Origin of the sequence: Nonomuraea sp. NPDC050022 (assembly GCF_044460705.1) — a bacterium.
Lineage (GTDB): Bacteria > Actinomycetota > Actinomycetes > Streptosporangiales > Streptosporangiaceae > Nonomuraea.
This window is the reverse complement of record NZ_JBITKE010000007.1, coordinates 197,296-217,782: the sequence shown is the minus strand read 5'-3', so window position 1 is coordinate 217,782 and position 20,487 is coordinate 197,296. Positions and strand designations below refer to the sequence as shown.

General features: G+C 71.1%; 14 protein-coding genes. 4 read left to right on the top strand and 10 right to left on the bottom strand.

The window, feature by feature from the left end; all coding sequences use genetic code 11:
* Positions 1-29: 29 nt before the first annotated feature.
* Both ACIBO2_RS30115 and ACIBO2_RS30110 read right to left on the bottom strand, forming a co-directional pair.
* Positions 30-1,151 (bottom strand): amidohydrolase family protein, encoded by a 1,122-nt coding sequence (locus ACIBO2_RS30115; RefSeq protein ID WP_358542489.1) that lies wholly within the window; start codon positions 1,149-1,151, stop codon positions 30-32.
* Between the two features lie 72 nt (positions 1,152-1,223).
* Positions 1,224-4,610 carry a phosphodiester glycosidase family protein gene (locus ACIBO2_RS30110; RefSeq protein ID WP_358542486.1) on the bottom strand — a complete coding sequence of 1,129 codons (3,387 nt, stop codon included), beginning with the start codon at positions 4,608-4,610 and terminating at the stop codon, positions 1,224-1,226.
* 274 nt (positions 4,611-4,884) lie between these two features.
* On the opposite strand from ACIBO2_RS30110, the gene ACIBO2_RS30105 reads away from it, so the two are divergent.
* Positions 4,885-5,547, top strand: a complete 663-nt coding sequence (locus ACIBO2_RS30105) for a hypothetical protein (protein WP_358542484.1) — start codon at positions 4,885-4,887, stop codon at positions 5,545-5,547.
* A 53-nt stretch (positions 5,548-5,600) separates the two neighbouring features.
* Here the strand turns inward: ACIBO2_RS30105 and ACIBO2_RS30100 are convergent, their stop codons facing one another.
* Positions 5,601-5,783, bottom strand: a complete 183-nt coding sequence (locus tag ACIBO2_RS30100) for a hypothetical protein (protein ID WP_358542481.1) — start codon at positions 5,781-5,783, stop codon at positions 5,601-5,603.
* Positions 5,784-5,899: 116 nt separating this feature from the next.
* On the opposite strand from ACIBO2_RS30100, the gene ACIBO2_RS30095 reads away from it, so the two are divergent.
* A complete protein-coding gene (locus ACIBO2_RS30095) occupies positions 5,900-6,622 on the top strand; it encodes a VIT1/CCC1 transporter family protein (RefSeq protein ID WP_397301121.1) in 723 nt (240 codons plus the stop codon).
* A 44-nt stretch (positions 6,623-6,666) separates the two neighbouring features.
* Here ACIBO2_RS30095 and ACIBO2_RS30090 read toward each other — a convergent pair whose 3' ends face one another.
* The 7 genes from ACIBO2_RS30090 to ACIBO2_RS30060 form a co-directional block, all read right to left on the bottom strand.
* Entirely contained in the window at positions 6,667-7,302 is a 636-nt protein-coding gene (locus ACIBO2_RS30090; protein ID WP_358542476.1) for a LysE family translocator, read from the bottom strand.
* Positions 7,303-7,332: 30 nt separating this feature from the next.
* Positions 7,333-7,686, bottom strand: coding sequence for a spore germination protein GerW family protein (locus ACIBO2_RS30085; protein WP_358542474.1), 354 nt, complete (start codon positions 7,684-7,686; stop codon positions 7,333-7,335).
* 24 nt (positions 7,687-7,710) lie between these two features.
* Positions 7,711-9,807 carry an alpha-galactosidase gene (locus tag ACIBO2_RS30080; RefSeq protein ID WP_397301117.1) on the bottom strand — a complete coding sequence of 699 codons (2,097 nt, stop codon included), beginning with the start codon at positions 9,805-9,807 and terminating at the stop codon, positions 7,711-7,713.
* A gap of 66 nt (positions 9,808-9,873) precedes the next feature.
* The gene (gene zwf, locus ACIBO2_RS30075; RefSeq protein ID WP_358542469.1) at positions 9,874-11,247 is read right to left on the bottom strand and encodes a glucose-6-phosphate dehydrogenase; all 1,374 of its coding nucleotides are present in this window, start codon (positions 11,245-11,247) and stop codon (positions 9,874-9,876) included.
* A gap of 1 nt (position 11,248) precedes the next feature.
* Complete coding sequence (gene pgi, locus ACIBO2_RS30070; RefSeq protein WP_358542466.1) at positions 11,249-12,880, bottom strand: glucose-6-phosphate isomerase; 1,632 nt, start codon at positions 12,878-12,880, stop codon at positions 11,249-11,251.
* 70 nt (positions 12,881-12,950) lie between these two features.
* Entirely contained in the window at positions 12,951-14,657 is a 1,707-nt protein-coding gene (locus ACIBO2_RS30065; RefSeq protein WP_397301113.1) for an IlvD/Edd family dehydratase, read from the bottom strand.
* Positions 14,658-14,819: 162 nt separating this feature from the next.
* Complete coding sequence (locus ACIBO2_RS30060; RefSeq protein ID WP_397301110.1) at positions 14,820-16,703, bottom strand: hypothetical protein; 1,884 nt, start codon at positions 16,701-16,703, stop codon at positions 14,820-14,822.
* A 209-nt stretch (positions 16,704-16,912) separates the two neighbouring features.
* Between ACIBO2_RS30060 and ACIBO2_RS30055 the strand changes: the two genes are divergently transcribed.
* Together ACIBO2_RS30055 and ACIBO2_RS30050 are read left to right on the top strand one after the other, a co-directional pair.
* A complete protein-coding gene (locus ACIBO2_RS30055) occupies positions 16,913-19,216 on the top strand; it encodes a phosphoketolase family protein (protein WP_358542458.1) in 2,304 nt (767 codons plus the stop codon).
* Entirely contained in the window at positions 19,192-20,379 is a 1,188-nt protein-coding gene (locus ACIBO2_RS30050) for an acetate kinase (protein WP_358542456.1), read from the top strand. Before ACIBO2_RS30055 ends, ACIBO2_RS30050 begins: the two co-directional genes overlap by 25 nt.
* Positions 20,380-20,487 lie beyond the last annotated feature (108 nt).

Below are 20,487 nucleotides of genomic sequence, written 5' to 3'. Positions count from 1 at the left end.
TTTCCCCGGTGCCCAATTAGCCGCCGTCCTCACCCGGCCGGGCCCAGGTCGTACACGCGGCGGGCGTTCTCGGCCCCGACCATGGTCGCCACGCGCACCGCCTGGGCGGCCGACCACTCGCCGTCGGCCACCAGGCCGCCGAGCACCCGCGCCATCGCCCGCCGCCACAGCTCGGCCCCGAGATGGTGCAGCTCAGCAGGCCCCCATGCGTCCGACGAGAAGAGGATCTTGGCGAACGGCGCCAGCTCCAGGCTCTCCGCGACCACTTCGGCGCCGCGCGCCCCCGTGTAGGTGACGCCCAGGCCCACGTCGAAGTAGACGTTCGGATAGGCGTGGGCGAGGAACCCGGCATGGCGCTGGTACGGGTAGCAGTGCAGCAACAGCAGCGGCACCCCCGTCGGCTCGGCCAGCTCGATCAGCCCGCGCAGCAGCAGCGGGTCGCATCGGCGCAGGTCGAGGTCGGGGTCGCCGAACCCGGTGTGGAACTGCAGGGGCAGCCCGCGCTCGATGCCGGCCCAGATGACGTGGCGCAGCAGCACCGGGTCACGGAGCCGCCCGCCCTCCTCCTGCCACCGGCCGGCCGCCTCGGCGACCTCGGCCGGGCCGGGCCGCGCGGGGTCGAAGTCGAGGCCGTGGCGGTAGGCGGCGATGGTCTTCAGGCCGCGGGCCGTACGGGTGCGCTCATGAAGCGCCTCGCCGAACCGGTCGGCGAACCCGGCCGCCTCACCCTCGGCGACCTGCTCGGCCACCGACTCCAGGCGGACGATCTCGTCGGCGGGCCGGCCGCTGACCTCGGCCATGCCCGCCGGGCTGAGGATCTCCTCGCCCCGGTAGCCGGTCTCGACTAGGAAGTGCCCCACGCCGGAGGCCGCCAGCAGCCGCCCGTTGACCTCGGCCGCGCCCAGCCTGGCCCTCCTGGCCAGGTATTCCTCGGGCGTGGGGTGCGGGTCGAGGCCGAGCACGGGCGCGCAGTGGCGCAGGATCGCGTGGCCGACCTGGGAGTCGAACTGGGTCATCCAGTGCGGCACCGGCCGGTCCGACTCGGTGATCAGCTCCTCGAACGCGGTGCGCGTCAGGTCGTGCGCGGTGGCTCCGTGGACGTGGTGGTCGACCAGTTCGAGCCGTTCGATGGTCTCGACGAGGTCCGTCATGACCTCCATTGTGTCCGGCGGCGGGGGCCGGGTGTGGTGACCCCCACCGCCGTGTGTCAGTCGCCTGTTGTGTCAGGCGGCCGCGTTGGCCGTCAGCGCGATCGTCGCCTGGCGGGTGACGCCGCTGACCGTCAGCGCGACGGTCACCTGGCCCTTACGCAGCGCGGTGAACGTCCCCGTCGCGGGGTCGAGCACGGCGACGTCCCAGGGCTTGGCGCTCTGCCGCGATCCGATGTGCAGGTTCGGCGAGCCCGACCACGCCACGGACACCGGGTAGGCGGCGGGCACCACCCGGGTGCCCTGCTTGACCGTCGCCGTCACGGCCACCGCCTTGCCGACCTGCACGGCGGCGGGGGCCGCGAGCGCGAGGTCGTCCACGTGCGGCCGTACCTGGGCGCCGAGCCAGCTGGGCGCGTCGGCGAACCAGTTGCGCTTGACGTGCTCCGCCTCCTGCGCGGTGACCGGGTCCACGCCCCACAGCGACCAGCCGGTGAAGCCGCCGTCGTCGGCCGCAGTGGCCGGGTTCTTGCCGGAGTTGCCGTTGATGAAGTACGGCACCGCGTCGACGTGCGAGGCGTTGAAGGTGCCGACGTGGCCCCCGATGTAGGCGGCGCCCTTGCCGGTGGTCCGCTGGAAGTCCGCCAGCCAGCCCTCGACAAGCGCGGCCTCCTTGCGGTCGCCGAGCTGACTTCCCTTGCCGGGCGTGGGGTCGCGCGGCGGCACGTGGAACAGCACCGCCACCGAGCCGACGGACGCGTCCCGAGCCGCCGCGTCGAGCTGGGCCCGGAGCAGCGCGACCTGGTCGAAGCCGCCGCCCCGCAGGTTCAGCCGCGAGGTGTCCAGCGTGACGAACCGCGTGCCCTTGTGGTCGAAGGTCTGGTACGTGTCGCCGAAGACGGCCTTGAAGTTGTCGATCTTGCCGCCCATCACCTCGTGGTTACCGGGGATGTAGTGGTACGGCAGCGTCCCGCCGAGCTCCTCGTCGAGGATCTTCTTGGCCAGCGCGAAGTCCTCGGGCGACGCCTCGTCCACCAGGTCACCGTTGATCAGCAGGAAGTCGGGCTTGGCGGCCTTGATCTCCTGGAGCGTGCGGCGGGCGTTCTTGACGATGTCGCTGTCCGGGTCGCGGGCCACGAACTGGGCGTCCGACATGACGGCGAACCGCCACGGCATCTTGGCCACTTCGGGCTTGACGACCGGGTCGGCGACCTTCTGGGCGGTCGGCGCCGTCACCGACGGCGGCACCTTGGCCACCAGGCCGTCGATGAGGATGTCGTTGGTGTACTTCGCGTCGGTCTTGGTCTCGGCCACGTAGAAGCGCCGCAGCTTGAGCGGGTAGGTGACGCCGGGCGGCACGGCGAACTCGACGTACTTCCAGCCGGTCCAGGTCATGTACGGGCCGCGCAGGATCTGCGACTGCCCCTGGCCGTCGTAGAACTCCAGGCTGGGCCACTCGCCCTTGCCGGTGGAGTTGATCCACAGGCCGAACGCCTGCGGCTGCCCCGCCACCTCGATCTGCTGCGGCGGGCTGGCGTAGGCGGCGCGGGTCGCGGTGGACTGGGTGAAGTCGTACGACAGCTTGAGCCCGCCCCCGCTCTGGCCAGGCGCGGCCGACAGCGAGCCGGTGGCCCGGGCGGCGGCGAAGCTCCACTGGGCCGCATTCTCGAAGTCGGCGACCGGCTTGTCCTCGAAGCCCACGGTGACGGGCACGGCGGTGCTGATCTTGCCTACCTTGGCGGTGATCAGGCCGGACGTGGTCGCCTTCTTGGACTTGACGGTGAAGTAGCCCTGGTCGGCGGGCGTCACCTCGAATGCGTCGTGGTCGTAGTCGAGCGTGAGGTCGGCCGGTTCGATGGGCGCGGTGTTGCCGTTGTGGTCGTAGCCGACGACGCCGAAGGTGGCCGTGGCGTCCGCGCCGGCCAGGCCGACCCGGTCCACGGTGGCGCCGAGCCGCTTCAGCGGCTGGAGCACGGTGAGCTGGAGCGTGCCCTTGGCGGCGCCACGGGAGGCGGTAACCGTCGTCTGGCCGGGGACCAGGGCGTGGAACTTGCCGTCGCGGACGACGCCGTGCACCATCGGCTCGGCGCGCCAGGACGGGGTACCGGCCGCCGGGCCGTACGTCTCGTCGTATCCGGCGGCGGTCAGCCGCCGTGTGAGGCCGGGGAAGACCCGGTCGGGGCGGCCACCGGCGATGGGTGCGGCGCCGGGCGCCTTGTCGGGGTCGCCGGCCGTCTCCAGCCAGAAGCCCTTGAGCTTGCCGCTGCCCTCGGGGGCGAACAGGGCCAGGCCGTTCGGCACGTGACGCTCGCCGCCGTCTGACGGGCTGTTCTCGACCTGGACGTCGGCGGAGCCCGGCTCTCGGGCGAGCATCGTGGAGGAGCCGCCGCCGTCGAGGTTGAGCGCGTTCGCGGCGCCGAGGTCGACCATCATGGCGGCCAGCTCGTTGAGCGTGACGCCGCGGCTGTCGGCCTGGCGGCCGTCGACGGTGAGCAGGTACATCTTCCTGCCGTCGGCCGAGAAGCCGACCGCGGTGCGCGGGTGCGCGGCCGGGTCGGTGGAGCTCTGCACGGCGCCGTCCTTGACCAGGACGTAGTTGCCGCCGACCGCCGCCTTGACGGCGTTGCCGTCCGACGACTTCGGCTGGTACTTCACATCGACCTTGTCGCCTTGCTTGAGCCCGGCCAGCGTGGCGGCCGCGGCGTCGCGGCCGAGCAGGATCGTGGTGCCCGCCGGGATCGGGCCGGTGCCCGGCGCCTGGCGTACCGCCGAGACCACGCCGTCGACCAGCTCGATCTCGGTCACGGCGGTGGCGCCCTCGACGGCGCGGGCCCGGTTGTAGGAGCCCCACAGCGGCGTGAACAGGCCGACCCCGCCCGCCTGGACGATCTGGTTGAACTGGGTCAGGGTGATCGGCGCGCCGCCCGCGGGGGTGGCGGTGCCCTCGAAGTACATCCTCAGCACCCGCCCAAGGCCGTCGCCACTGACCGCGACGGCCTTGTCATGGCCGGAGGCGGGCGACTGGATGAGTGAGCCGTTCTGGATACCGATGCCCAGGGCGGCGCCCGAGCTGTTGATGTCGAAGAAGTCGCCGTTGACGGCCGCGACGGCGTGGGCGCGCTTGGCGGGCCCGGACAGCGGCTCGGTCTTGGACACCTCGCCGGAGTAGACGTAGTCGGCCTTCGCGGCGCCCAGGTCGGCGGTGACGGCGTCGGCCCGCAGCCAGCCGAGCTCGTCGTAGCGATCGAACGAGGTCAGCGAGATGCCGGGAGCCACCGGCCGGGTCTTCTTGGCCGTCTCCAGCTGCTTGCCGGTGACGGCCTGGGTCAGCAGCGTGGAGGGCGGCGGATAGGACGACGCCTTCAGCGCGTCTTCGACAGGGGGTTGGGGATCGGCCTGCGCGGGGGCGGCGATCCCTAAGACGAGCGCGGCCGCGACGGCCGCGTAGCGGAGGGTCTGCACGACCGAACTCAATCGTTCGCGGTTATAACTTTCAAGACTTGACGATGAACTAAAGAATAATTTCAGAGCCTTCGGGCGGTCGAACTGATCCACAAAGGTGGCATCCCTGTTACCTCAGGTGTGCGCCCGCGCCCGCCGGGCAGGCTCCAGGGGAGGCAAAATCCCCCATCACTGGCGTTGTTGCTGTTATCAGCGCAGACTGGAAAGACGGCGATCCCGTAGAGCAGCATCCCGTGGAGCAGTGGAGCACCCCGTGGACAATCAGCTTGATCACATGCCGGTTCTGTCACGCGGCAGGCATCGCAACCCGAAGCGCGGCGCCTGCTTCATGGAACTGGCGTCCTACCTAGCCGGAGAGCGGTGGAGCGACCACCCGGCCTGCACGCACCCACTGCTGGCCGCGCTCGCCCGCTTGGTCAACGACAACACCAGCGACGCGAACCGGGCCCGCCTCGTGGGTCTCGTTCCCTCGATCATCGACCTGAACGCCGACGACCTCCGGGTGGACGCCCGGATCGCGCTGCGGTGCGCGACGACGGCGCTGCCGGTCTCGGCGGCCGAGCGTCAGCTGGCACTCGCGGTGTCGGTGCTGGCGGCCGAGGAGATGCTGGCCAGGCTCGACGGCGTCCCGTCCGGCCGGTTCAGCACGGTCCCGCTGAGCGAGGAGAGCCAGCTGGCGATGGCGCTGGTCCCGCACGCGGCGGAGCAGGCCAGGCGCTTCAGCCGGGCGGCCCGGATCACGGAGAAGGGCTTCCGCCGGTACGCGGCGCCGAACGCGGTGCAGCTCTCGGTGGTGGGCATCGTCCAGGCCTGCATCCCGGACCCGGACACCCTGCTGCGCGACCTGCTGACAGGCGCCATCGCGGACTGCGAGGCCCTGATCCGCGGCATCGACACCCACACCGCCCCGGAGCCAGCCACCCCTGTCCGCATCTGACCTCTGTCTGACCCGGCCCCTGGGGATGCGCCACGCTTCCCCAGCGGATCGAATCAGGAGTCGAGCAGGCATGCCGGGTCGAAGGACGCGGCGAACGGATCGGAGATCGCCACCTTCTCCCCCGCCCCAGCCCGAGCGGTCACCTCGTAGCCGCCCGCTCCCAGCTCCAGCACCTCGACCCACGGGTCATAGGGCCGAGTCTCGCACGCCCGCCCGGCCCTCCGCGACACCCGCACACTTGTTCGCAGCCTGCTGCTTCGTCGCAGGTCAGGGAAGCCTCCCCTTCGTTGCGGATCATCGTGACATCTGCCTAAATTTCGTACTAAGGCGTTATTGAGGCGGAGGATTTTTCATGACCATCGAGCTCGACCGACCGTACTCTCCCGAGAGGCACCACAGCCATCGCGACGTGACCGGTGGCTGGTTGCGGCCGGCGGTGTTCGGGGCGATGGATGGACTGGTGTCCAATTTCGCATTGATCGCCGGAGTCGTCGGGGCGGCGGGGGCGGGCCGTGGGGCGGTGCTCGCCGGGTTCGCGGGGTTGATCGCAGGCGCGTGCTCGATGGCGGCGGGTGAGTACACCTCCGTGAAGTCGCAGACGGAGCTGATGCGGGCCGAGATCGCCGTGGAGCGCCGCGAGCTGGCCCGCGACCCCGAAGGCGAGCTGGCCGAGCTGACCGCGATCTACCGGGCCCGCGGCCTGGACGCCGACCTGGCGGCGCGGGTGGCGGCCGGGCTGTCGGCGGATCCCGAGCAGGCGTTGCGGGTGCATGTGCGTGAGGAGCTGGGCGTCGATCCCGACGATCTGCCGTCGCCGTACCTCGCGGCCGGGTCGTCGTTCTGCGCGTTCGCGGCCGGGGCGGTGGTGCCGCTGGCGCCGTTCCTGTTCGGGGCGTCGGGGCTGGCGGTGGCGCTGGTGCTGAGCCTGGTGGCGCTGTTCGTGTTCGGTGCGGCGGTGGCGCGGATGACGGCCCGCCCGTGGTGGCTGGGCGGCCTGCGCCAGCTCGCGCTGGGCGCTGGGGCCGCCGCCGTGACGTTCGGCCTGGGCCACCTACTGGGCGTCACCGTCTCATAAAGCCTCATAAAGCCGCCGTCCCATAGACCGGCTGTCTCGAAGGGCTATGGGCGGCTGGCGGCGGCCAGGTTGACGCCGAGGGCGATGAGGGCCGCGCCCGTCAGCCCGTCGACCGCCTTCCGTACCGCCGGCCTGGCGAAGACCTTGCGCAGCGCTCCCACGATGTTGGCCACCAGGAGGAACCACAGCACGGTCAGCGCCAGCGCGATGACCGACAGCGTTAGCGTGTCGCCCAGGGACGCGCCCTCGCTGACGAACTGCGGCACGAGCGCCACGAAGAACAGCGCCGCCTTGGGGTTGAGCGCGTTCGTCAGCAGTCCCTCGACGAAGGCCGCCCACGCGCTCCGCTTCCCCGGGTCCAGCGACTCCAGCTCCAGCCCGCCGCCCTTGCGCAGGGCGGCGCGCCATGCCTTGACGCCCAGGAACAGCAGGTAGGCGGCCCCGAGGACCTTGACCACGGTGAACGCCATCGCCGAGGCCGCCAGCAGCGCGGCGACGCCGGTCGCCGCGGCCACCACCCAGGCGAACACGCCGATCGAGATGCCCAGGGCCGCCGCCATGCCGTACAGGCGACCGGAGATCGCCGAGCGCCGTACGACGACGGCGAAGTCGGGCCCTGGGGACATGGCCCCGAGCATCACCACACCGCCGAAAGCCAGCACTTGCGTCACAGAGGTCATGACGCTCACGCTACTAAAAACAGGCAAAAATCAGCTCTTGCGGCTTTTCTTGAGGATCGATCGGATGGTCAGCAGCAGCACGACGGCCACGATCTGGCCGCCGATGACGATGCGGTTGACGTCGACCGCCGGCTGCCAGCGGACGTCGCCGTCCTTGACCACGAACACCCCGGCGGGAGTGGCGCTGAGACCGAATCCGCCGCCGCTGCCTTCGCCGCCGGGCGCGGCGTCCGGATCCACGGAGACTTCCTGCCTGCCCATTCCTCCGCCGCCGCCCTGGACGACCCGGGCGACGGGGATGACCGTGACGCCGTCCTGCTGGATCGGGTCGCCGAAGACCCGCTTGACGGTCGCGGAGTCCTTCGCGCGTTCGACTAATTCCATGATGTCCATCCCCACATGCTGGCCCTAGACCCGCCGCAACACCACCATCTCGCTGCGGTAGTCGGCGCCGGAGTGGAACCACGTGGGCAGGGTGAGGCCGTGGTGCATCAGCGTGGCGCCGTACCAGGAGCCGCCGGGCCCCTCGTAGACGGCCGACGGGTCGAGCCCGGCCAGCCGGAGCCGCCGGGGCGGCTGCTTGTCCAGCGCGAACGGGTTGTAGGCGAGCACGACCACCTGGTCGCCGAGCGTGTACTGGGCGGCGGAGGCGGTCTCACCGGGCCTACCGGCCAGCCGGTGCAGCGCGCCGTGCTGGATCACTGGGCGGACCGCCTTGTAGTCGGCGATGAGCCGCCTGGCCTCGTCGAGCTCCGCGGCGCTCCAACGGGTGAGGTCGCCGCCGACGCCGAGCGTGCCCGCCATGGCCACGTGGAAGCGGTAGCGCAGCGGCACCTCCCGGTTGGTGAGGGGGTTGGGGCTGTCGGTCACCCAGCACGACATGGCGCCGGCCGGGTAGAGGAAGGAGAAGCCCCGCTGGATCACCTGCCGGTCGCGGGCGTCGGTGTTGTCGGAGGTCCACACCTGGTCCGTACGGCGGAGCATGCCGAAATCGGCCCGGCCGCCACCGCCCGAGCACGACTCGATGCGGAGCCCCGGATGGCACCCGCGCAGCTCGTCCATGATCGCGTAGACGCCCCTGGTGTGCTCGATCCAGAGCAGGTCGCCGCCCTCGGCCCAACCTGCCTGGCTGAAGCTGCGGTTCATGTCCCATTTGAGGTAGTCCAGGCCGTACTCGCGGACGAGCTGGTCGAGCCAGCCGAGCGCCCACTCGCGCACGTCGTCGCGGGCGTAGTTGAGCACGAGCTGGTTGCGCATGGTGTCGCGGCGGCGTTCCGGGTAGTGCAGCACCCAGTCGGGGTTCTTGCGGTACAGGTCGCTGTCGGGGTTGACCATCTCGGGCTCGACCCAGAGCCCGGCGAGCAGGCCCAGGTCGCGTACGCCCTGGAAGAGCGACCGCAGGCCGTGCGGAAAGCGCTCGGGGTTGGGCCACCAGTCGCCGAGCCCGCGCGTGTCATCGGTGCGGGCGCCGAACCAGCCATCGTCCACCACGAACAGCTCCACGCCGAGGTCGGCCGCCCGGCGGGCCAGGTCCAGCTGGCCGGCCTCGGTGACGTCGAACCCGGTGGCCTCCCACGAGTTGTACAGGACCGGCCGTTCCTCTTCGGGTCTGGGCAGGACGTGCTTGCGGGCGTAGTCGTGCCAGGCCCGGCTGGCCGCGCCGTAGCCGCCGGAGGTGTGCAGGCCGAGCGCGGAGGGGGTGCGCAGCGACTGGCCGGGACCGAGTGGCCAGGTCAGGCCCTCGTGGCCGAATCCGGCGCTCACCGCGACGTCGCCCTCGGGGCGGCGCTGCGTGGTGATCCGCCACGAGCCGCTCCAGGCGAGCGCGACGGTCCAGAGGTCGCCGGTGTCCTCGGTGGCGTCGCCGAGCATGATCCACGGGTTGGCCTTGTGCGAGGTGGTGCCGGTCCTGCTGCCGAAGGTGGTCTCCCCCGCCGGCAGCTCGCCGCTTTGGAGCCGAGTCTCGCGGCCCCAGCCTCCGGCGGCGCCGGTGTAGCGGAAACCGGCCTGTTCGGGGATCACCCAACTGCCCGAGTCGAGCCGCCGCAGCCGCAGGGGCGCGGCCGACTCGTTGGTGACGTCCACCCAGCGCTCGATGACGTCGCAATCGTCGAAGACCCGTACATGCAGGCCCACCCGGAGGCCGTAGGCGTGGTCGCGCAGGACCACCTCCACCTCGTTCTCACCGAGGACGGCGTCCTCGAAGCCGAGTTCGACGGAGCGGACCCCGCCCTCGTAGACGGCCTGGAGCGAGGGCACGCCCCAGCGGCGGCCGCCGTCGACGGGCAGCATCTCCGTCGCGTCGTCGGGGTCGAGGAAGCCGGTGACGATCCAGCCGGGGTCGTGCTCGGCGACCTGGCCGAGGGCCCCGGCGGGTAACCGGGGCCCCCAGTACCACTGCGCAATCCGAGTGTCGTCGCCGGTTTCCACCCCGAAGACATAGGAGGTATCGCGGGTGACTGCCGCCCATGTGTGCGCGTGGGCGGGAACAGGGATGAGGGGCATGCCTGCGATCGTCGGACCTATCGGCCCCGCCGTCAATGCCACTCATCGCCGCCCGCCCGCGCGGGATCAGTCGAAGGTGGTCGAGATCTCGTGCCACCCGCCGGGCGCGATCTTCTCGGCCGCCTTGGGCCCCCAGGTGCCCTTCGCGTACGGCAGCGGCGGGTCCGGCAGGTCGAGGATCGGCTGGACGATCCGCCACGACTCGTCCACCAGGTCGAACCTGGCGAACCGCAGCGGATCGCCGCTCACCGCATCGGCCAGGATCCGCTCGTAGGCGGCCTCCATCGGCCCGAGCACCTTGGTGAAGTCGACGCTCACCGGCACCTGCCGGGTGCGTTGCTTGCCGGGCTCCTTGGCCAGCACGTCGAAGGTCACCCCGGCGTCGGGCTGCAGCCGGAACCTGATCAGGTTGGGGTTCAGGTGCGGGTCGTGCGGGAACAGCGAGATCGGCGGCTTGCGCAGCTCGGCGACGATCTCCAGGTCGGTCACCGGCAGCGCCTTGCCGGCCCGGATGCAGAACGGCACCCCGGCCCATCGCCAGTTCTCGATGTAGGCGCGCAGCGCGACGAACGTCTCGGTGGTCGAACCCTTCTTGACGCCCTCGGTGTCGAGGTAGCCCTCGTACTGGCCGCGGACCACGTCGACGGGCTTGATGGCCTCGACGGCGCGCAGCACCCGCCACTTCTCGTCCAGCTGGGCGCGGGCGTCCTTGGACGGCGGCGGGTCCATGGCCAGGATGGCGAGGAGTTGCAGCAGGTGGTTCTGGACGACGTCGCGGATGGCGCCGTTGGCGTCGTAGAAGGCGCCCCGGTCGGCCACGTCGAAGTCCTCGGCCATGGTGATCTGCACGCTGCGGACGTAGTTGCGGTTCCAGATGGGCTCGACCAGCATGTTGGCGAACCGGAACACCATGAGGTCCTCGACCGGCTCCTTGCCCAGGAAGTGGTCGACCCGGCGCAGGTGGTCCTCGTCGAAATACTTCAGCAGCTCGGCGTTGAGCCCCCGGGCCGAGTCCAGGTCGCTGCCGAACGGCTTCTCCACGACGAGCCTGGCGTCCCTGTTGAGGCCCTCCCCGGCCAGCCCCTCGGCCACGACCGAGAACAGCGCGGGCGGCACGGCCAGGTAATGGACCAGGAAGCCCTTGCCCTCCAGCTCCTCGCGGAGCCGGGTGTAGGTGGTGGGGTCGCGGTAGTCGCCCGCCACCAGCCGCAGGTTGCCCGCCAGCTTCTCGAACGCCGCGTCGCGCGCCCCGCCGCAGGCCGCGCGGGCGTGCTCGCGCAGCCCGTCGAGGTCCAGGTCGGTCTTGGCCACGCCGATGATCGGCAGATCGAGCTCGCCCTTGGCGGTGAGCTGGTAGAGGGCGGGCAGGACCATCTTGCGCGCGAGGTCGCCGGTGATGCCGAACAGGACGAGCGCGCCCGCGGCCTTGGTCGCCCCCACCTCAGACCCGCCTTCCGCGCAGCTCGCGGTAGCGCCGGACGAGCCCTTCGGTGGAGGCGTCCGGGAAGTGCGTCGGTGGCTCCTCCGAGGTGAGCGCGGGCGCGAGGTCGAGCGCCATCTTCTTGCCCAGCTCGACGCCCCACTGGTCGAAGGAGTCGATGCCCCAGATGGTGCCCTCGACGAACGTCGCGTGCTCGTACAGGGCCACGAGCTGGCCGAGCGTGGACGGGGTGAGCTTGGTGGCCAGGATCGTGGAGGTGGGCCGGTTGCCGGGCATCACCTTGTGCGGCACGATGTCGGGCGGCGTGCCCTCGCCGGCGATCTCCTCGGCCGTCTTGCCGAAGGCCAGCGCTGAGGTCTGCGCGAACAGGTTCGCGTTGAGCAGGTCGTGCATGCCCTCGCGGTCCTCGAACGGCTCGGCGAACCCTATGAAGTCGGCGGGCACCAGCCGGGTGCCCTGGTGCAGCAGCTGGTAGAAGGCGTGCTGGCCGTTGGTGCCCGGCTCGCCCCAGAAGATCTCGCCCGTGTCGGTCGTGACGGGCGTGCCGTCGGCGCGTACGGACTTGCCGTTGGACTCCATGGTGAGCTGCTGCAGGTAGGCGGGGAAGCGGTGCAGCCGCTGGCTGTAGGGCAGGACGGCCCGGGTCTGGGCGCCGAAGAAGTCGTTGTACCAGACGCCGAGCAGGCCGAGCAGCACCGGCATGTTGGCCTTGAACGGCGCGGTGCGGAAGTGCTGGTCCATGGCGCGGAACCCGGCCAGCATCTCGCGGAACCGCTCGGGCCCGATCGCGATCATCAGGGACAGGCCGATGGCGCCGTCGTAGGAGTAGCGGCCGCCGACCCAGTCCCAGAAGCCGAACATGTTGGCGGTGTCGATGCCGAACTCGGCGACCTTCTCGGCGTTGGTCGAGACGGCCACGAAGTGCTGCGACACGGCGTCCTCGCCGAGCGCGTCGACGAGCCACTGCCGGGCGACCTTGGCGTTGGTCAGCGTCTCCAAGGTGGTGAACGTCTTGGAGCTGACCACGACCAGCGTGCTCGCCGGGTCCAGGCCGGCCAGGTTGCCGGTGATGTCGGCCGGGTCGATGTTGGAGACGAACCTGGCCGCGATGCCGGCGTCGGCGTAGTCGCGCAGCGCCTCGTAGGCCATGGCCGGGCCGAGGTCGGAGCCGCCGATGCCGATGTTGACCACGGTGGTGATCGGCTGCCCGGTGGCGCCCGTCCAGTCACGGGAGCGGACCCGGTCGGCGAAGGCGCTCATCTTGTCGAGTACGGCGTGCACGTCGGCGATGACGTCCTGGCCGTCGACCTCCAGCTTGGCCTCCCGGCTCATACGCAGCGCGACGTGCAGGACGGCCCGGTCCTCGCTGACGTTGATGTGCTCGCCCCGGAACATCGCGGCGATCCGGTCGCGCAGCCCGGCTCGCTCGGCCAGCTGGGCGAGCAGGTCGATCGTCTCGTCCGTGGCGCGGTGCTTGGCGTAGTCGAGGTAGAGGTCACCGGCGGTCAGCGTCATCCGCTCGGCGCGGCCGGGATCCTCCGCGAACAGCTCGCGCAGCTGCTTGCCCGCCAGCTCCCCGTGGTGCTTGTCCAGTGCCGCCCACTCTTGGCTCTGGGTGATGTCGCCGCCCACTCGTCCTCCTCGTGCCGTCAAACGATCACACTAGTCCCGTATCAGGCAAGATATCGCGCGGGTCTCCAGGTCAGTGGGATTCCCTGCCCACGGCATCGCCGCTCGAACCTGTGAGGAAGTCCAGGTCCGCCCCCTTGTCGGCCTGCATGACGTGGTCGACGTACAGGCGCTCCCAGCCGCGGGGCGGGGCGGCGTGCCCGTTGACGACCGGTTCCCTGGCGGCCAGTTCGGCGTCGGGGATGTCGACGTAGAGCCGCCTGGCCGCGACGTCCAGCACGATGGGGTCGCCGGTCCGCACCCGCGCGAGCGGCCCGCCGGCCGCCGCCTCGGGCGCGGTGTGCAGGACGACCGTGCCGTACGCGGTGCCGCTCATCCGGGCGTCGCTGATGCGGACCATGTCGCGTACGCCCTTGGCCAGCAGTTTCGCGGGCAGCGGCAGGTTGCCCAGCTCGGGCATGCCGGGGTAGCCCTTGGGCCCGCAGCCGCGCAGCACCAGGACCGAGGTCTCGTCGACGTCCAGGTCCGGCGAGTCGAGCCGGGCGTTGAGATCCTCGACGCTGTCGAACACGACGGCCCGGCCGCGGTGGTTCAGCAGCTCGGGTGAGGCGGCGGCGGGCTTGATCACCGCGCCGTCCGGCGCGAGGTTGCCGCGCAGCACCGCGATCCCGGCCTCGGGCAGCAGCGGGTCGGCGCGCCGGCGGATGACGCTCTCGTCCCAGATCTCCGCCTCGGCGAGGTGTTCCACGAGCGGCCGGCCGCTGACGGTGACCGCCGCCGGGTCCAGCAGGTCCTCGACCTCCTTCAGTACGGCCGTCAGCCCGCCCGCCCTGAACAGGTCGTCCATCAGGTGCCGGCCCGCGGGCTGCAGGTCGACCAGCAGCGGCACTCCCCTGCGGGTCCGGTCGAAGTCGTCCAGCCCCAGCTCCACGCCGAGGCGCCCGGCGATGGCCAGCAGGTGGACGACGGCGTTGGTGGAGCCGCCGATCGCGGCCAGCGTCACGATCGCGTTGAGGAACGATCCCCTGGTCATCACCTGGCTCGGCCGCAGTTCGCGCCGTACCAGCTCGACGGCGAGCCGGCCGCTCTCGTGGGAGCGTTCGAGCAGCCTGCTGTCGGGTGCGGGGGTGCCCGCCGTGCCGGGGAGGGTCATGCCGAGGGCCTCGGCCATGCAGGCCATGGTCGAGGCGGTGCCCATCGTGTTGCAGTGGCCACGGCTGCGGATCATGGACGACTCGGAGCGGAGGAACGCCTCGCGGGAGAGCGTCCCCGCGCGTACCTCCTCGCTCAGCCGCCACACGTCGGTGCCGCAGCCGAGCGGGACACCGCGGAAGTGGCCGGTCAGCATCGGGCCGCCAGGCACCACCAGGGCGGGCAGGTCCACCGATGCGGCGGCCATCAGCAGCGACGGGATGGTCTTGTCGCAGCCGCCGAGCAGCACCACGCCGTCGATCGGGTTGGCGCGCAGCATCTCCTCGGTGGCCATGGCGGCCAGGTTGCGCCAGAGCATCGCGGTCGGCCGGACGTTCGTCTCGCCGAGGGAGACGACGGGCAGGTTGAGCGGGACGCCGCCGGCCGCCCACACGCCCTGCTTGACGCTGTCGGCCACCTCGTCGAGATGGGAGTTGCACGGGGTGAGGTCGGAGGCGGTGTTGGCGATCGCGATGTGCGGCCGGTCCCCGTCGAACGCGGCCTCCGGCAGGCCGCGGCGCATCCAGGCGCGATGGATGTAGGAGTTGCGGTCTTGACCTGAGTACCAGCGGGAGCTGCGGAGCGGCATGCCCTCATCCTGACATCCCGCCATTTTGGGGATGAAACCGGCGGCCCGCACAGGGACACGGGCCGCCGGGGGGCGTGATCTCACTGGCCGCCTAAGCGTGAGATCACGGTCCAGGGTGGATACACCTTTTAGGCGTTCCATCCAGTTCCATGCTGTTCCACGTCACACTGGGTGATAGCTGCATCGCACCCCCATCTGTACAGCCGACCGCAGCCGCTCCGCGATGACCGGGTCGGCCTCGCCGATGCGCACCAGGGCCCGCCTGATGGCCTTGCCCACGGCGATCCTGGCCCGTTCCTCGCTGCCGGCGAACTGGCGCGCCCGCCCGGCCAGCCCGGTGGCGGCGGCCAGCTCGTCGATCAGCCAGTCGCGCTCGGCCCGCAGCGTGGCGGCCCGCTGCAGGTCGTGCATCGTCTCCAGCTCGTCGATCTCGGCCTGCAGCCCGGACAGCCGCCGCTTGTAGGTCTGCCTGGCCTGCTCGTCCAGCACCGGCTGGGCCGACTCCGCCGCCTCGCTCGCCGCCGCCCCCGCGGCCAGGTCCACGGCCGGGATCTCGCGGCCGGGGTTGGCCAGCAGGGTCGCCAGGTGGGCCATGCCCACGATGTGGTCGACGAGCACGGTCCGGCCGGCCAGCTCGATCCGCCACTTGCGGCCCTGGCGCGCGCATACGACCTCCGCCGGGGCCGCCGGGCCGTCGTCGGGCAGCGTCATGCCCAGCGACGCGGCCTCCTGCCGGGCCAGCGCCAGGACCCTGCGCGACTCCTCGGTCCCGCGCAGGGCCTGGCCGAGCCGCAGGCGGGAGAGCGCGACGGCGGGCCAGTGCCCCAGGGCGAGGTTGTCGTGCACGGCGGCCCGCAGATAGGCGATCGCCTTGTCCGTCTCGCCGCAGGTCAGCATGGCCACGCCGAGAGAGTGGCGGACCGAGCCGAGGCAGGTGACACCCAGGCTGACGACGACGGGCAGCCGCTCGAACGGGGAGAGCACGGCATGGACCTCGGCCGCCGTGTCGGCGTCGCCGAGCAGGTACGCCGCCTCGGCCGCGCCGTACATCGAGATGAGCCAGGTGCTGGAGCGGGGCAGCGCCGCCAGGTCCCGGACGCGTAGCCGGGCCAGCGCCCCCTCCGCCAGCCGCCGGTCCCCCGCGGTGGCCGCCGACACCGCGAGCACCGCCCACAACGAGCTGTCCACCGCGCTGAGATCCGGCGAGTTGACCAGATCCGCCAGCATGGGGACGAGTTCGGCGGCGCGTCCCTGGTACCAACGGAGGGTCGCGAGCTGGCCGGCGTACCAGCCCGCGCTGTCGATGTCGCCGGCCGCCGCGCCCCGGTCGGCGCAGGCTCCGGCCATCGCCTCGGCCTCCGCCAGCCGGCCGCTCCTGATGCCGAGCATGACCTCCATCGCGTCCACGACGAACCCGACCGCCAGGTGGTCCTCCCTGGACAGCAGGCCGCGCAGCTCCACCAGCGCCCGCTCGGCGTGGGGGTCGGCGGCCAGCACCAGGTCGACGGTCCGCCAGAGCAGCCCCATCAGCAGATCGCCGCGCCGCCCGGTCCGCGGCGCCTGCTCGATCAGCTCCTCGGCCAGCGCCAGGCGCAGGGCGCCGTGCTCGGGTCCCAGAACGCAGTGGTGGGCCAGGCTCAGCGCCTCGGCCAGCGCGACGGGGTCACCGGCCTGCCTGGCCTCATCGACCATGGCCAGGATCGCCTCGTACCCTCCAGAGCGGTAGTCGTCCTCGCCGGCCAGCCGTACCCGCAGCCGTAACCCCAGTGAGGAGCGCGGCTCGACCAGCGCCAGAGCCTGGCGCTGGCGCGCGCGCACCGCGGCCGCCTCGGCGGCCGTGCGGTGCTCGTGCACCCACAGCCCACCCAGCCCGAGCGCCGCCCGCGCCATCCCGTCCACGTCGCCGTGTCGTTCGGCCTCCCGATGGGCGGTCTCGAACCAGCGCCGCGCCGCCCGCAGGCTGCCTTCCCCATACAGTGCGTGCTCTCCCGACAGCAACGACATCTCTATGTCGTCGTGTACGGCCAATCCCCGCGATCCACCCACCGGCGTCCTCCGCACCCCGTTTTTGGCAATGCGCGTTCGTGCGCACTTCCAGTGACTGCGGCCCCCCACCGATATGACGGATGCTAACCGAATGAGGTTCAGCTAGGACGGATCAGAGTGCATCAAATTGGATCAGATGAATCTACGCGGCGGCGCACGTTGACCGCCGCCTGAGGTTGAGCGGCGTTTCTGGAGGAATCAGCAGAGACATGGAGCGAATCGATGCGTACTGGCGCGCGGCGAACTATCTGTCGGTGGGCCAGATATACCTACTGGACAATCCACTACTAAAGACACCATTGACCCCAGAGCACATCAAACCCCGCCTACTCGGCCATTGGGGCACCACACCGGGACTGAACTTCTGCTTCGCCCACCTCAACCGGGTGATCCGCGAACGCGACCAGGACATGATCTACATCGCCGGCCCCGGCCACGGCGGTCCCGCGACGGTCGCGCACGCCTGGCTGGAGGGCACCTACTCCGAGCGCTATCCGAACGTCTCCCAGGACGCGGCCGGGATGCAGCGGCTGTTCCGCCAGTTCTCCTTCCCCGGCGGCATCCCGAGCCACGCCGCGCCGGAGACGCCCGGCTCCATCCACGAGGGCGGCGAGCTGGGCTACTCGCTCGCGCACGCCTACGGCGCCGCCTTCGACAACCCCGAACTGGTCGTGGCCTGCGTCATCGGCGACGGCGAGGCCGAGACCGGACCGCTGGCCGGGAGCTGGCATTCCAACAAGTTCCTCGACCCGGCCCATGACGGCGTGGTGCTGCCGATCCTCCACCTGAACGGCTACAAGATCGCCAACCCGACCGTGCTGGCCCGCATCCCCCCGGAGACGCTGATCGCGCTCATGGAGGGCTACGGCTACCGGCCGCACATCGTCGGCCCCGACCACCAGGAGATGGCCGACACCCTCGACACCGTCTTCGACCAGATCGCCGAGTACAAACAGCGCCGATCCGACCGGCTCCCCATGATCATCCTGCGCACGCCGAAGGGCTGGACCGGGCCGCGCGAGGTCGACGGGGTGCCGGTGGAGGGCACCTGGCGGGCCCATCAGGTGCCGCTGGCCAAGGTACGGGAGAACCCCGAGCACCTGGCGATGCTGGAGGAGTGGATGCGCTCCTACCGGCCCGAGGAGCTGTTCGACGACGACGGCCGGCCGGTGGACTCGATCCGGGAGACGGTGCCGCCGGGCGACCGCAGGATGAGCGCCAACCCGCACACCAACGGCGGCGAACTGCTCCAGCCCCTGCGACTGCCCGACTTCCGCCAGCACGCCGTCGAGGTCAAGACGCCCGCCACCCAGTCCAGCGAGCCGACCCGGGTGCTCGGCACCCTGCTGCGCGACGTGATCGCCGCCAACCCGCGCGCCTTCCGGCTGATGGGCCCGGACGAGACCGACTCCAACCGGCTGTCGGCCGTGTTCGAGGTCACCGACCGGGCCTGGAACGCCCGCCTCGAACCCACCGACATGAACCTGGCCCCCGGCGGCCGAGTGATGGAGGTGCTGAGCGAGCACCTGTGCCAGGGCTGGCTGGAGGGCTACCTGCTGACCGGGCGGCATGGGCTGTTCAACTGCTATGAGGCGTTCATCCACATCATCGACGCCATGTTCAACCAGCACGCCAAGTGGCTGGAGTCCTCCCAGAAGATCTCCTGGCGGCGGCCCGTCGCCTCGCTCACGTACCTGCTGTCCTCGCACGTCTGGCGGCAGGACCACAACGGCTTCTCCCACCAGGATCCGGGCTTCCTGGACGTCGTGGTCAACAAGAAGGCCAGCGTCGTGCGGGTCTACCTGCCGCCGGACGCCAACACGCTGCTGTCGGTCGGCGATCACTGCCTGCGCTCGCGCGACTACGTCAACGTCATCGTGGCCGGCAAGCAGCCGATCCTCGACCTGTTCACCATGGACCAGGCCATCGCGCACTGCACCCGCGGACTGGGCATTCTGCCGTGGGCCTCCACCGACGAGGGAAGCGATCCCGACGTCGTGCTGGCCTGCGCCGGTGACATCCCCACTCTGGAGACCCTGGCCGCCACCGCGCTGCTCCGCGAGCACCTGCCCGAGCTACGCGTACGCGTGATCAACGTGGTCGACCTGATGCGCCTGCAACCGCCCTCGGAGCACCCGCACGGCCTGCCGGACAACGAGTACGACGCCCTGTTCACCACCGACAAACCGGTCATCTTCAACTTCCATGGCTACCCCGCCCTCATCCACCGGCTCACCTACCGCCGCCACGGCCACGCCCACATGCACGTCCGCGGTTACAAGGAGGAAGGCACCACCACCACGCCCTTCGATATGGTCATGCTCAACGACATCGATCGCTACCACCTGGTCATGGATGTCATCGACCGTACACCGGGCCTCGGTTCCTCCCAGGCTCACCTGCGTCAGCGGATGACCGACGCCCGCCTGCGCGCCCGCGCCCACACCCGTGAGCACGGCGAGGACGCGCCCGAGATCCGAGAGTGGACATGGCCGGACAGATTCTCGTCCTGAACACCGGCTCCTCCTCCATCAAGTACGAACTGGTGGACGTGGAGTCACGCGAGCGGCCGGCCAGAGGGCTGGTGGAGCGGATCGGCGACAAGGAGGGGCGGTTGACCCACCGCGCCGGGGACGACCCGCCGTACGAGCGGAAGGAGCGGTTCGGCGACCACGCGGCGGGGCTGACCGCCATGCTGGCCGCCTTCGACGAGGCGGGGCCCGCGCTGAAGCCGGTGGCGGTGGGGCATCGGGTGGTGCACGGCGGGACCCGCTTCCAGGAGGCGGTGCTGGTGGACGAAGACGTGATCAGCGCCATCGGGGACCTATCGGCGCTCGCACCCCTGCACAACCCGGTGAACATCACCGGCATCCGGGTGGCCCGCGAGGCCTTTCCCGGTGTGCCGCAGGTGGCCGTGTTCGACACCGCCTTCCATCGGACGCTGCCGCCCGAGGCGTACACCTACGCCGTGCCCCGCGACTGGCACGACCGGCTGGGCGTGCGGCGCTACGGCTTCCACGGCACCTCCTGCGCGTACGTGTCGGCGCGGGCGGCCGAGCTGCTGGACCGCGATCCGGCGCGGACGAACCTGATCGTGCTGCACCTCGGCAACGGCGCGAGCGCGACGGCGATCGAGGGCGGCCGCAGCGTCGACACCTCCATGGGGCTCACGCCGCTGGAGGGACTGGTCATGGGCACCCGTTCAGGGGACGTGGACCCGGCGCTGACCGGCTACCTGGCCCGCGCGGGCGGCATGGACATCGTGCGGACGGAGAAGGAGCTGACGTACCGCAGCGGCCTGCTCGCCCTCGCCGGCACCGGCGACATGCGGGAGGTACGGCGACGGGCCCGCGACGGCGACGAGCGGGCGCGGCTCGCACTGGACATCTACGGCCGCCGGATCAGGAAGTACGTCGGGGCCTACTACGCGCTGCTCGGCCGGGTGGACGCGATCGTCTTCACGGGCGGCGTCGGCGAGCACGACCCGGCCACCCGGGCCGCCGCGCTGACCGGGCTGGAGCGCCTCGGCATCGCCCTCGACCCCGCGCGCAACGAGGCCGACGAGACGGGCGACCGGCGGGTGTCCACGCCGGAGTCGGAGGTGACGGTGCTGGTCGTGCCCACCGACGAGGAATGGGAGATCGCCCGTCAGGCACTCGCGCTGATCCGCGCGTGACCGCGACTTCCGCCGGAGCACGCTCTGGGGTGGCTGCGATTCCCGGCGGTGCACGGTCTGAGTCGGCCGCGATTCCCGCCGGTGCGGCTCGACACGCTCGCCGAACTC

Coding starts and splice junctions, on each gene's coding strand:
- ACIBO2_RS30115 (WP_358542489.1), bottom strand. CDS start 1,151: ATGACGGACCTCGTCGAGACCATCGAACGGCTCGAACTGGTCGACCAC.
- ACIBO2_RS30105 (WP_358542484.1), top strand. CDS start 4,885: ATGCCGGTTCTGTCACGCGGCAGGCATCGCAACCCGAAGCGCGGCGCC.
- ACIBO2_RS30095 (WP_397301121.1), top strand. CDS start 5,900: ATGACCATCGAGCTCGACCGACCGTACTCTCCCGAGAGGCACCACAGC.
- ACIBO2_RS30090 (WP_358542476.1), bottom strand. CDS start 7,302: ATGACCTCTGTGACGCAAGTGCTGGCTTTCGGCGGTGTGGTGATGCTC.
- ACIBO2_RS30085 (WP_358542474.1), bottom strand. CDS start 7,686: ATGGAATTAGTCGAACGCGCGAAGGACTCCGCGACCGTCAAGCGGGTC.
- ACIBO2_RS30080 (WP_397301117.1), bottom strand. CDS start 9,807: ATGCCCCTCATCCCTGTTCCCGCCCACGCGCACACATGGGCGGCAGTC.
- ACIBO2_RS30065 (WP_397301113.1), bottom strand. CDS start 14,657: ATGCCGCTCCGCAGCTCCCGCTGGTACTCAGGTCAAGACCGCAACTCC.
- ACIBO2_RS30055 (WP_358542458.1), top strand. CDS start 16,913: ATGGAGCGAATCGATGCGTACTGGCGCGCGGCGAACTATCTGTCGGTG.
- ACIBO2_RS30050 (WP_358542456.1), top strand. CDS start 19,192: ATGGCCGGACAGATTCTCGTCCTGAACACCGGCTCCTCCTCCATCAAG.